This is a genomic window from Colwellia sp. TT2012 (assembly GCF_001440345.1).
In the GTDB taxonomy this organism is placed as follows: domain Bacteria; phylum Pseudomonadota; class Gammaproteobacteria; order Enterobacterales; family Alteromonadaceae; genus Colwellia.
Genome location: NZ_LJYX01000003.1, coordinates 83,806 through 96,256, shown reverse-complemented (window position 1 = coordinate 96,256; position 12,451 = coordinate 83,806). Strand labels below are relative to the sequence as shown.

At 39.9% G+C, this 12,451-nt stretch carries 12 protein-coding genes; 6 read left to right on the top strand and 6 right to left on the bottom strand.

What is annotated here, in order from left to right; translation table 11 throughout:
- Window positions 1–647 precede the first annotated feature (647 nt).
- From purD to dusB, 5 genes are all read right to left on the bottom strand, one after another.
- Window positions 648–1,943, bottom strand: coding sequence for a phosphoribosylamine--glycine ligase (gene purD / locus ASU03_RS01760; protein ID WP_057830193.1), 1,296 nt, complete (start codon window positions 1,941–1,943; stop codon window positions 648–650).
- A 38-nt stretch (window positions 1,944–1,981) separates the two neighbouring features.
- The gene (locus ASU03_RS01755; RefSeq protein WP_057830192.1) at window positions 1,982–2,836 is read right to left on the bottom strand and encodes a class I SAM-dependent methyltransferase; all 855 of its coding nucleotides are present in this window, start codon (window positions 2,834–2,836) and stop codon (window positions 1,982–1,984) included.
- Between the two features lie 448 nt (window positions 2,837–3,284).
- Complete coding sequence (purH, locus tag ASU03_RS01750) at window positions 3,285–4,886, bottom strand: bifunctional phosphoribosylaminoimidazolecarboxamide formyltransferase/IMP cyclohydrolase (RefSeq protein ID WP_057830191.1); 1,602 nt, start codon at window positions 4,884–4,886, stop codon at window positions 3,285–3,287.
- A gap of 192 nt (window positions 4,887–5,078) precedes the next feature.
- Complete coding sequence (gene fis / locus ASU03_RS01745) at window positions 5,079–5,366, bottom strand: DNA-binding transcriptional regulator Fis (protein ID WP_011041412.1); 288 nt, start codon at window positions 5,364–5,366, stop codon at window positions 5,079–5,081.
- 41 nt (window positions 5,367–5,407) lie between these two features.
- On the bottom strand, window positions 5,408–6,445 hold the full coding sequence (gene dusB, locus ASU03_RS01740; RefSeq protein WP_057830190.1) for a tRNA dihydrouridine synthase DusB: 1,038 nt from the start codon (window positions 6,443–6,445) through the stop codon (window positions 5,408–5,410).
- An 892-nt stretch (window positions 6,446–7,337) separates the two neighbouring features.
- On the opposite strand from dusB, the gene ASU03_RS01735 reads away from it, so the two are divergent.
- The 3 genes from ASU03_RS01735 to ASU03_RS01730 all read left to right on the top strand — a co-directional run bounded on the left by ASU03_RS01735 (window position 7,338) and on the right by ASU03_RS01730 (window position 8,340).
- Window positions 7,338–7,778, top strand: coding sequence for a hypothetical protein (locus ASU03_RS01735; RefSeq protein ID WP_157465787.1), 441 nt, complete (start codon window positions 7,338–7,340; stop codon window positions 7,776–7,778).
- A 123-nt stretch (window positions 7,779–7,901) separates the two neighbouring features.
- Window positions 7,902–7,985, top strand: a complete 84-nt coding sequence (locus ASU03_RS22025) for a diguanylate cyclase domain-containing protein (RefSeq protein WP_269432982.1) — start codon at window positions 7,902–7,904, stop codon at window positions 7,983–7,985.
- A 1-nt stretch (window position 7,986) separates the two neighbouring features.
- Window positions 7,987–8,340, top strand: coding sequence for a GGDEF domain-containing protein (locus ASU03_RS01730; protein ID WP_197411168.1), 354 nt, complete (start codon window positions 7,987–7,989; stop codon window positions 8,338–8,340).
- A 214-nt stretch (window positions 8,341–8,554) separates the two neighbouring features.
- Here ASU03_RS01730 and prmA read toward each other — a convergent pair whose 3' ends face one another.
- Window positions 8,555–9,436 (bottom strand): 50S ribosomal protein L11 methyltransferase, encoded by an 882-nt coding sequence (gene prmA, locus ASU03_RS01725; RefSeq protein WP_057830187.1) that lies wholly within the window; start codon window positions 9,434–9,436, stop codon window positions 8,555–8,557.
- A 171-nt stretch (window positions 9,437–9,607) separates the two neighbouring features.
- Here prmA and ASU03_RS01720 point away from each other — a divergent pair, with 171 nt between their 5' ends.
- From ASU03_RS01720 to ASU03_RS01710, 3 genes are all read left to right on the top strand, one after another.
- Window positions 9,608–10,099, top strand: coding sequence for a putative 4-hydroxy-4-methyl-2-oxoglutarate aldolase (locus tag ASU03_RS01720; RefSeq protein ID WP_057830186.1), 492 nt, complete (start codon window positions 9,608–9,610; stop codon window positions 10,097–10,099).
- 139 nt (window positions 10,100–10,238) lie between these two features.
- Window positions 10,239–11,204, top strand: coding sequence for an NAD(P)-dependent oxidoreductase (locus tag ASU03_RS01715; protein ID WP_057830185.1), 966 nt, complete (start codon window positions 10,239–10,241; stop codon window positions 11,202–11,204).
- Between the two features lie 291 nt (window positions 11,205–11,495).
- Window positions 11,496–12,383 (top strand): THxN family PEP-CTERM protein, encoded by an 888-nt coding sequence (locus ASU03_RS01710; RefSeq protein WP_057830184.1) that lies wholly within the window; start codon window positions 11,496–11,498, stop codon window positions 12,381–12,383.
- Window positions 12,384–12,451: the final 68 nt, after the last annotated feature.

Below are 12,451 nucleotides of genomic sequence, written 5' to 3'. Positions count from 1 at the left end.
ACATTAATGTGAGTGTCCACACAAATTGCATGATAACTAATTGTTAAAGAAAAGAGGTCTTAGTCGCATTCGCTAAGTACCTTCGCCCCTTGCTAACGTTGCCGTTTGCCCGAAGCAGGATGCGCATTGTACGCCTCCGAGTTTTGATGTCAACGTTTTTTTTAATTAAAAGTTAAGTATTTTAAAACACTTTAAAACGTTAGCTTAAGTTAGCTACTTTACCTTAATAAGGCTGAGATAACTTATCAAAACAGCTCTTTGGGTTACCCCTTGGAACTGGATGCGCATTTTAGAGACTTTTCACTTTTGATCAAGGGTTATTTTCAACTTCATGTCTGTTCGCGTATTTATTGCACATATCGCTTTCATATTGGCCTATAAAGCACGATCACATAGGATCCTTGGACATTTTTTTACACAAGGCTCAATTTTGACAAGGCTTTTAACCTACCACTTAGTGCGACTAAAGCTGCTGATATAGTGCAGTAATAAGCTTACTTTCTAGCAAATAACAAAAAAACCGACACTAAGGTCGGTTTTTGTATAGTTAACTAGATGATCATAAGGTAAATGAGTAGTAAGATCACTGAGGTGATCTTTCCTTCTTACCCTTCTCTACAATTACACTAGCTGAGTTTTAGTTTTACTTAAGTACTTTCTTGTTCGCGGGCAATAGCGCGGTAAGCGATATCTGTTCTAAACTCGACACCTTGCCAGCTAATTTGATGTAATAGTTCATAAGCACTTTGTTGAGCTTCTGTCACTGAATTGCCTAGTGCTGTTGCACAAAGTACACGACCGCCATTAGTCACTACCTCACCTTGTTCATTAAGCTTAGTACCGGCATGGAATATTTTTGCTAATACATTATTGTTAGTATCTAAGCCTGAAATTACATCACCTTTAGGGTAACTAGCTGGATAACTTTGTGCAGCAAGGACCACACCTACAGCAGCACGACTATCAAATTCGATGCTTACTTTATCTAATTCACCACGGGTCGCGGCTAAACATAATTCAACTAGATCTGATTGTAAGCGCATCATAATAGGTTGTGTTTCAGGATCACCAAAACGGCAGTTATATTCAATGACGTTTGGCGTGCCATCCTTTGCTATCATTAACCCTGCATATAAGAAACCACTGTAAGGTGCTCCCTCTGCTGCCATGCCTTCAACCGTAGGCATAATAACTTCGGCCATAATACGATCATGGATTTCAGGTGTAACCACTGCTGCTGGAGAATATGCCCCCATGCCGCCAGTATTTGGACCTAAGTCACCATTTAAGGCACGTTTATGATCTTGGCTTGTTGCCATTGGTAAAACATTCTTACCATCGACCATTACAATAAAGCTTGCTTCTTCACCTTCAAGAAACTCTTCAATCACTACGCGATGACCCGCATCACCAAAAGCATTACCCGCTAACATATCGGTAATAGCATCTTCTGCTTCTTTAACTGTAAGGGCAACAATAACGCCTTTTCCTGCTGCTAAGCCATCGGCTTTAACAACAATGGGTGCGCCCTGTGCACGAACATAAGCAAGTGCGGGTTCAACTTCAGTGAATTTTTCATAGCTACCTGAAGGAATGTTATTACGTGCTAGGAAGTCTTTAGTAAATGACTTTGAACCTTCCAGCTGAGCGGCTTTGGCACTTGGGCCAAAAATAGCTAAACCTTGCGCTTGGAAAGCATCAACAACACCATCAACAAGGGGTTGTTCAGGACCAACAATAGTTAAGGCAACGTCTTCACTTTGAGCAAAAGCAACCAAGGCAGCATTGTCACTAATATCGATAACAACATTTTCTAACTTTGCTTCGCTTGCTGTACCAGCATTACCTGGGGCAACAAACACTTTAGTAACCTGACTTGATTGAGCCGCTTTCCATGCTAGTGCATGTTCACGACCACCGCCGCCAATAACTAAGATTTTCATATGTTTTTCCTATATATTCTTATGCGCTAAACCAACACTTACTTGGCTGGTTTAACAAATTTTAAGGTCATGCGATCGCTTTCGCCAATCGCTAAATATTTTGCTCTGTCTTTTTCGCCCAATGCTAATGAAGGCGGTAACGTCCAGACTTTATATTGCGCTAAATCTTTTGGGTTAGCGTTAATCTCACTCGATGCGACAAATCTAAAACCGGCCGCCTTAGCTTGCTTGATTGTTTTTGTTTCTGAAACATAGCCTCGTGCTTTTTCGGCATCCGCGCCCACAGGTAATCTGTGTTCAACCACACCTAATATTCCTCCTGGTTTAAGGGCATTAAAAGCATCTTTAAATACTTGCTCGACACCAGCATCTTTCCAGTTATGTAGATTTCTAAAGGTTAAGATAAGATCGGCAGTACCTTGTGGTGCTAATTCACTTTCTTGACGTGGGGTAAAGTCGGTTAAAACCACTTCACTAAAAACAACGTTTGAAGCTAATTTTTTCACTAATTTTTTACGTGAATTACTATAATAGTCATCTTCACCCGTGTCTGGGTAATGGGCACCGTATAATTTACCCGTGCCTTTTAACGCCGGCGCTAATATTTCAGTGTACCAGCCGCCACCTGGGGTAATTTCAACGACAGTCATGGTTGGGGTAAAACCGAAAAAATTTAACGTTTCAATAGGGTGACGATATTGATCACGCGCTTTGTTTTTAGCGGTACGATGATCACCAGCAACTGCGTTTGCAAGTGCCTTTGCAGAAACGCTATTGTTGGCATTAGCTTCATGGGCATGAGTGTCATGCGCAGTTGCAGATAAACTTATTGCACTACAGCTTAAGGTTACTGCAATAGCGATTGATTTAAGCGCGTTAGTTTTAATTGTCATAACTATGGTCCTTGAAAGAATTATTAGTATTTAAGTCGATATATCTCATCTAACGATTAAGGTATTAATTAACGGCAATATTTATAACAGATATCATACCAATTACACTAATTAAGAATTCATTGTTAAATGGTCTAAAAATCCAATAACGTCGTTGCTTTCAATCCTAATAGCCAGCTATTAGTCAATCAAGCGCCTTGTTACTGAACTTTTACCCTCATTGAAAACTGTAACCTTAATTAATTTAAGTGGTATTAAACAAATAAGCAGCGTTGATTTTAATGTAAGTAAATAAATCAACACTGCTTTCTTTCATACTAAATCATCGAACCTAAATGAAGTTCCTTTAAGCGGCTCTGTTCAATTTCAAGAAAAAAGCACGGAGCTGACGAATGTCAGTGAGTACTTTTGACGCCTAAATTGGACTTAGCAGCGACAAGGAGCAATTTTAGTGGCGGAAGTGGCGCATTCCTGTGAATACCATGGCGATATTATGTTCGTCAGCTGCGGCAATAACTTCGTTATCACGCATAGAGCCACCTGGCTGAATTACTGCAGTAATTCCTGCTTCAGCGGCGGCATCTAAACCATCACGGAATGGGAAGAATGCATCAGATGCCATTACAGAGCCTTTAACTTCTAGGTTTTCATCTGCAGCTTTAATACCAGCAACTTTCGCTGAATATACACGGCTCATTTGACCTGCGCCGACACCAATAGTCATGCTATTTTTAACATATACGATGGCGTTAGATTTAACGTATTTTGCTACTTTCCAGCAAAATTGTAGATCACGCATTTCGTCTGCTGTTGGTTTACGTTTAGTAACGACTTTTAACTCGTCACTCGTTACGCTGCCGTGGTCAGTATCTTGTACTAATAAACCGCCATTAACGCGTTTAAAATCAAAACCAGTCGATTTGCTATGCCACTGGCCACATTCTAATAAACGTAAGTTCGGCTTAGCAGCAACAATTTTTGCTGCAGCCGCAGAAATGCTTGGCGCGATAATTACTTCCACGAATTGACGAGAAACAATGGCTTGTGCAGTATCAGCATCTAATTCGCGGTTAAAAGCGATAATGCCACCAAACGCTGAAGTAGGGTCAGTTTTATAAGCACCTTCATAAGCCGCTAGAATATTATCACCAATAGCAACACCACAAGGGTTAGCATGTTTAACGATTACACAAGCTGGTTCATCAAATTCTTTAACACACTCTAACGCGGCATCAGTATCAGCAATGTTGTTATAAGATAATGCTTTGCCTTGTAATTGAATCGCAGTAGAAATGGAGCCTTCTCCTGGGTTAGCTTCTTTATAAAAAGCAGCCTCTTGATGCGAGTTTTCACCGTAACGTAAATCTTGTGTTTTAATAAACTGGCTATTAAAAGTACGTGGGAATTTCACTTTATTTTCAAAGGAAGCAGTTGAGTCTTTCTCGCCGTACGCTGGTAACATTTTACCAAAGTAGTTAGCAATCATACCGTCATAACTAGCGGTATGCTCATAAGCAGCAATCGCTAAATCAAAACGTGTTTTATAGGTTAGTGAATCATTGTTGTTATCTAATTCAGTTAATACACGGTCGTAATCATGTGCGTTAACAACAATAGTCACGTCTTTATGGTTCTTTGCCGCAGCACGAACCATAGTTGGGCCGCCAATATCAATATTTTCAATAGCATTTTCTAATGAACAGTTTTCATCACTTACTGCATTAGCAAATGGGTATAAGTTAACCACAACCATATCAATTGCGCTGATATTGTTTTCTGCCATTACCGCTTCATCAATACCACGACGGGCTAAGATGCCGCCATGTATCTTAGGATGTAATGTTTTAACACGACCATCCATAATTTCTGGGTGACCGGTGTAGTCAGACACTTCAGTTACCTTGATGCCGTTTTCAGCCAATAATTTTGCGGTACCGCCAGTAGAAAGAAGATCAACACCTTTCTCACTTAAGCGACGAGCAAATTCAACAATTCCCGTTTTATCTGAAACACTTAATAGTGCGCGTTTAATTGGACGTGGAGTATCCATTTCTTTATTTACCTTTTTAGTTGTAACTTACTGCTAACTTAGTGCCGACATGCCGTTAACTTGCGAGGTTACATGATTATTTAAAGTGATTTAGAGTGATATAAAACCATTCCGTTAAAGAGAGAACGCCTTTATGTGGACTGGTATAAACATAAAAAGCACCCTAGGGTGCTTTTCAATATAAATTCGATATTAGTTCATACCGTATTTTTTAAGTTTCTTGCGTAACGTGCCGCGATTGATGCCAAGTAAGTTGGCAGCGCGTGTTTGGTTACCGCGAGTGTACATCATAACTTCTTCTAACATTGGCGCTTCAATTTCGCTCAATACAAGGTCATACATATCATCAACATCGTTACCATTTAATTGTGATAAGTAGTTACTGATTGCGATTTTAGCTTGGCTACGTAATGGAGACGTTTTAGTTTGTGTTTGGATATCGCCAGTGATAAATGGAGAAGAAACATTTTGTTCGAACATATGATATAACTCTTTCTTTTGTTAATAAAATAAAAATAAAACTACGACAACTTGTACTGCTCCTGGGAAGGAGCAGAAACAAAATCATCAAAAAATTTGCCTAACGTCGCCAATTGTTCATCGGTAGACGCTAAAGCATTAAAAATAGCTCTAAACGCTTTGCCTTGGTCAGTATTAAACGCGGTACTGAAACCATCGGAGGTCTCAACCAGATTATGTATATACCAAGAAACGTGTTTTCGGGCGATCATCACACCTTTGAAATCGCCGTAAAACTGATGTAACTCCATAACGTGGGCCAATACTATTGAACGTACTTCATCCAATGTAGGTGCAAGCATTTTATTGCCCGTTGCCAAGAAATGATTAATTTCTCGAAAAATCCACGGACGACCCTGTGCACCACGGCCAATCATTATGGCATCCGCACCCGTATGCTTTAAAACCTGTAGCGCCTTTTCAGGTGAAGTGATATCACCATTTGCCACTACCGGAATTGAAATAGCCGCTTTTATTGCTTTAATGGTGTCGTATTCCGCATTGCCTTTATAAAAGTCATTACGGGTACGGCCATGCACTGCGAGTGATGCTATACCACTATTTTCAGCAATTTTAGCTATTTCGATACCATTACGAGACTCTTCACACCATCCTGTGCGAATTTTTAGCGTAACCGGAATATCTACCGCTTTTACCACAGCCTGAACAATACGCTCAACCAGTGCTGGTTCTTTTAATAAAGCAGAACCCGCTAATTTCTTATTTACCTTTTTTGCTGGACAGCCCATATTGATATCAATAATTTGTGCGCCGTTATCAGCATTAACCTTGGCGGCAAAAGCTAATTCATCAGGACAACTTCCGGCAATTTGTACACTGCGAATTCCTGCGGCATCACTATGCAACATTCTCAATTTAGACTTTTCGGTATGCCACACTTTCGGATTTGACGAAAGCATTTCAGAAACTGCTAAAGCCGCACCCAATTGACAACATAATTGTCGGAAAGGTTGATCGGTTATTCCTGCCATAGGAGCAAGTATTACCTGCGAATTAAGTTGATATGTGCCTATTTTCATACTGCTGTTTTTTTGAGCTACCTTACAAAAGGGCGCTAAGTTTACACGGCTTTATTTCAATTGAAAAGCATAGAATTTGAACAATATTTGATTATTTTTACCTTTTTGATATTGACATTTATTAAAGTATTAATGTGAGCGTAAATCGTACAGTTTACTCACAAATTTGTTGACAAATACTACAAAAAAAGACAAAGCCAAATATGGCGAAACTTAGCTCGAATAACGCCTGCAACTGTGGCAGAGTAAAATAACACCACTTGGCAAACTTATTGCTAAAGCAATAATAATTATAAATATAATGACAAAGACTCTAAAGACTATTTTAAGAATGCCAATGAGCAATGTATTTGGCAAAGGTGACTACAGTGTTACCTTGCACCTTGCAGTGAAAAATCGCCGGTAAATCTGTTACTCGATACCGGTGGCAGTACCCTAGTGGTAAAAGCTCCGCTTACCCAGAAAATATTGATAAAAAGTTAACGGCTAGCCGCGCACTTCAAGAAGTTAACTACGGTGTTGGTGGCTGGAATGGCCCGGTTATTTATACCAGTATCAATATTAATGGACATTGCCATGAATCTGAACACCCGCAAAACATAGCAAAAAGTCAGAGCATGATGTTATCCCCACTTCACTTTATTAGCAGAGCAACAACTGAGCGCTAATAAGTTTGCCTTCTATAGTAAGCGCTCGGCTATCCATACAATGAAGACATCCCAAGCAAGGTAAATAAATCCCTAATGACGGTAAGGCCTGCTTGCGTTTATTAAGCCAATGACCACAATCGTCTAATCAAAGCATTATTGGCTTGCCGCGGTTAAAGTAATGGCCTTTGTTGCCTAATTATGACGAAATTAATTCAACACTTTTTCCCATGTTGATTACTGGTATGAATAACACGCTGGCCAAGAGCTATTATCAACTCAATAATTTACCCAGCGCTCGACAATATGCATTAACAGCACTGAAAGTAAATAAAAACATCACCATACTTAAACAAGGTGTAGATAGCTACAAACTGCTTTACCTGATAGAAAAGCAACGATTAAATATCAACTTAGCGTTAAGTTACCATGAAAAATATAGCGAATTAGAGGTAGAGCATTTAGAAGGTGAAAAGGCCAAGCACGTGGCGTTTCAACTAGCTAAATTGCAAGCTTTTGAACATGAAAAGCAAATTAAATTACTCAATGAAGCAAATGATTTTTTGGCTGCTGAGCAGGTATTAGCCAAGAACAAGGTTGCCAATATTCAACTGATTATTACTGCGATGACTTTAATTATCATTATGCTAGCTATTGGGGGGAACACGTTTATGGCAATCTCATAAGCGTGTTAAAGAACTGTCTGAATATGATGAGCTAACCGGTATTTACAACCGTAGACATTTTGCCCATGTTGCGGGAATGCATTAAAATATTGTAAAACGGCTCAACAAGACTTGAGCTTGATTATGTTCGATTTAGATCACTTCAAAAATATTAATGATACTTTTGGCCATATCTGTGGCGATTGGGCACTCAAAAAAAACGATTAGAGTGTGTAAAACTAACGGCCGTAAAAATGACATATTTTCTCGTCTTGGCGGTGAAGAGTTTTGCATATTACTGCCGAGCTGTGACATAGATGCCGCAGTACTGCGCGCCGAAGCTTGTCGAGTCGCCATAGAAAACACCATTACCGAAGAGTCTGGTAATAATTTTAGCATTACCGCCAGCCTTGGTGTTACCGATGTAAAAAGATCGGGCTTTGATTTAGAAAAATTATTAGCTGATGCCGATTTTGCTACTTATGACTCTAAACACTCGGGTCGAAATAGAGTCACTGTATATGAACCCGAAACGCCAGAAATAAGTGAATCATTAGAGGGTTCATGGCGTGTTGCTTCTTAAGCTGAGTCCTGTAACAAGCATTTTCAGGTGAAACGGGGATATATAAGAAAGCCCTGGCTCCCCGACAAGAAAACTCGGGGATGACGCTTGAGGAATAACATTTCGGGGATGGCGAGGTTTAGCTTGAAATAATCCCCGAAAGAAATGCTACTGGTGTTACGAAGTGTGGCTTGGAGAGCTCCCGACAGGAGCACTTCACGACTGACTCTAAAGCTTACTTACGTTGTCCGTTTAAGCGAACCCATTCTTCTTGTACGCTAATTGGCGCCATGTCACACCACTGGCCGTAAATTTCTTGTAGTGTTTGTGCTTGCTCTTCTAAGACACCTGATAACGCTAATAAACCTTTATCACCAACGAATTCAATGATAGTAGGCGCTAACTCGCGTAATGGTCCAGCGAGAATATTTGCCACGACGACGTCGGCTTTAAATTTAGGCTGATCTTTAGGTAGATATAATTCAAGTCTATCGGAAACATTGTTACGCTCCGCATTGGCAAGACTTGCTTGTAGTGCTTGTGGATCGATATCAATAGCAATAACTTTCTTGGCACCTAATTTTAGGGCCGCTATTGATAAAATACCTGAGCCACAACCAAAATCAACCACGGTTTTATCTTGAAGGTCTAAGCCGTCTAACCAAGTTAAACATAATGCTGTGGTTGGGTGTGTACCTGTACCAAAAGCCAGGCCTGGGTCTAACATAACATTTACCGCGTCAGGGTCGGGCACGTCGCGCCAGCTAGGACAAATCCAAAGACGCTGACCGAATTTCATTGGGTGGAAGTTATCCATCCATTCACGCTCCCAGTCTTTGTCTTCTAATTGTTCTAGCTTGTATTGCATTTTCTCTTTATCTGGGTGAATACCTTGCAAGTAATGGATGACTTTATCCATATCATGACTAGCTTCAAATAAGCCCATAACGACGGTATTCGACCAGTAGATAACCTCATCACCGGGTAGTGGTTCATATATGGGAGTGTCTTTGGCATCGAGAAAAGTAACGGCTTGTGAGCCACAGGCGGTGAGCCAGTCACTGTATTTTTCGGCATTATCTTCGTTTGCACTTAATCTAAGTTGTATCCAAGGCATCTGATATTCTCTACTGGTATTTGGTATTTGCTGCTACTTGTTATACTTGCCTTTGTCGTTAGTGCAAAGAGTAGATATAATTGGTAAATAGTAGCCATAAATAAGCTTGATGCTAGTTTATCATTCATTACTGCTAGAGTAGGCATAATTAATGATAAAACGGAAATTACCATGCTGGATTTACTGCCTGATCTCTTTGATCAATACCCTGAACAACTTTCCCTCGCGCAGGTACCCTTTAATGATTACGGTAAAAACATTATTTTTTCTGGCGAAATAGTCACCGTTGCTTGCTTTGAAGATAATTCCAAAGTGAAAGAGCTATTAGCGACCGATGGTACCGGTAAGGTATTAGTAGTTGATGGTAAAGGCAGTATGAAGCGTGCGCTATTAGGCGATATGATTGCAGAGAATGCGGTTAAAAACAATTGGCAGGCTGTGGTTATCAATGGCTGTATTCGTGATGCTGGCACTATTGCCACCTTAGCTATTGCGGTAAAAGCCCTTGGCTGTAACCCGATAAAAACAGAGAAGTTAGGTGTCGGTGACATTAACATAGCGGTTAATTTTGCCGGTATTGACTTTATTCCGGGCTGGACTATTTATGGTGATACCAATGGTTTAGCGGTTAGTGCAGCAAGGTTAACATTAGGTGTTCTATAGCGGTTCTAACACCTGGCTCTAAGCTAGCTATTGCCAAAGTATTAGCAATGAAAAGGTCAACTTAATACAGATTAAGGTTTTCTGTTTATTGCTATGTTAATGTGGGCAGATAAAGAGATGTAATAGAGTTGGCTTGTAAATGAAGTATTTTCCCGTTTTTCTTGATGGCAGTAAAATTAATGCCATGGTGGTTGGCGGTGGTAATGTAGCTGCCCGCAAAATTGAATTACTATTAAAAACCACCACAAAAATTACCATAATGTCGGCAAGCGTTACTGAAGGCGTTGCACGTTTGATTAGCGAAAATCAACTCACCTGGTTAAAACATAACTATCAAGCCGGTTTATTAGACGGCATTACTTTAATAATAGCCGCCACTGATAATAAAGCAGTCAATGAAAGTGTTTATCATGAGGCGGTAGCATTTAACATTTTGGCCAATGTAGTTGATCAACCTGCCCTTTGCACTTATATCACACCAGCGATTATTGATCGTTCCCCTATGATTATTGCCTTATCAAGTTCAGGCAGTGCTCCTATTCTTATTCGCATGTTACGCGAGCAAATAGAGAAAACCCTACCGCAGGGCTACGGGCGCCTGGCTGATTTCTCGTTAAAATTTCGTGATCATGTCAAAGCCCGCATTAAAGGTATACGCAATCGCCGCACTTTCTGGGAAAACACCCTGCATGGTGCAATCGGGCAAGATTTACTGGATGGTAAACAACACAAAGCTGAGCAGCAGTTAATTGCCAGCTTGAAAGAAAAAATTGCACCTCCGGCTGGCGCAATAATTTTTATCCATACCAAAGATGGTAACCCCGATGATTTAACCTTAAACGCTCACCGCGCTTTACAGTTTGCTGATGCTGTTTTTTATGACGATGCGGTAAATATAGAGTTGATTGAATATGTGCGCCGTGATGCAGAAAAGTATCCGCAAAGTATCAGCTCAACTATATTAGTAAATTACCAACATGCGTTAGAGCTTGCTGAGCAAGGCCAACAGGTTATTTACTTACTTGCTGGTAAAGAACAATTAGCCAGTAATACCGCATTAATTGCTAGTGGCATTAGCACTAAAATCATCACTAGCGGCAGCTAACGATTACTTAAATGAATAAATGACAGTACAACCCTCCCTTTAAAGCAGTATATTACACAAAAGTACTGTCCGGTTTTTTTACAGTCTGAATAAAAGCTCTAATTTAAAAAAACACAAACTGACCAAAAAATAACCACATAGCAACTATGGCGTGTTCTATGCAGCATTTACTGGTGAAAACTCAACATGGAGTGTATCGATTAGTGACCTACTTAATGGCCTAAGTTGCATTTGTCACTCATTACTTACTTTAAGGTGTACTTTAATTTTTATACTGACAAGGAGTAAAAAATGAACACACTTAAAAAGTTTATAACAGCTGTAATAATTTCTACATTAGGTTTTGCTTTTACCACTAGCGCCACACCAATAACTTCATGGAATTGGGAAGTTAATAGTGCTTTCAGCGACTTCGAGCCTAGTACTGATGTAACAGGCGAAATAAATAACGCTTGGTGGAATGCTGAACTTACTGATGATGCTCCAACGATTTTATATTGGGGCTGTGAAACAAAAGATTGTGCAAATGAAACTAATGCTAACAATGAAGATAAAGATATAAGCTCCCTGGATGTTTCAAGTGGTTCGGCTGGTATGCTTAGTGGTACAAATTTAGAGAATGGTGATTCAGTAATAACGGCTAGTCTGACCCATAAAAATAACGACATCTGGGGAGATAGTTTATTGACTGCAACGCTAAGTACAAAACTGTTCCTTATTCCATCTCCTAACGCCGCTGTTGATACTGGTATTCCTCCTATTCTGTTTGAAATAGTATTTAAGGAAACACCAAATGATAACGATTGTGTTTATGATGGTGTGTTAGGCATGCCTCTATGTCAAAATGATATTTTTGTTGTCGATGGTTTTGGTATCGATACTGGTGGAAATGTAGTATTCAACCCTTTTACTAATACTTTTAACCAACAATTTGGCTTAGGCATGTACACCTACAATATAGAGCTGATGATTGATACTCTGGCAACACTTCATGATGACATCTGCGCCCGAGTTGGGGACGGCGCTGCTGGTTGTATAGGCGTAACAACGCTTGAAGGGAACGACAATACCTTTAATGTTAATATGACAATTACCCAGGTACCTGAACCTTCAACCATATTACTAATGAGTTTGGCCTTATTTGGCATAGTTGCCAGCATGCGTAATAAACATATTTAACAAATATATGTTTATTAGCCAACATAGATAGTTAGGTAAATTAACGACACCTAAAGTAGACCTAAGTA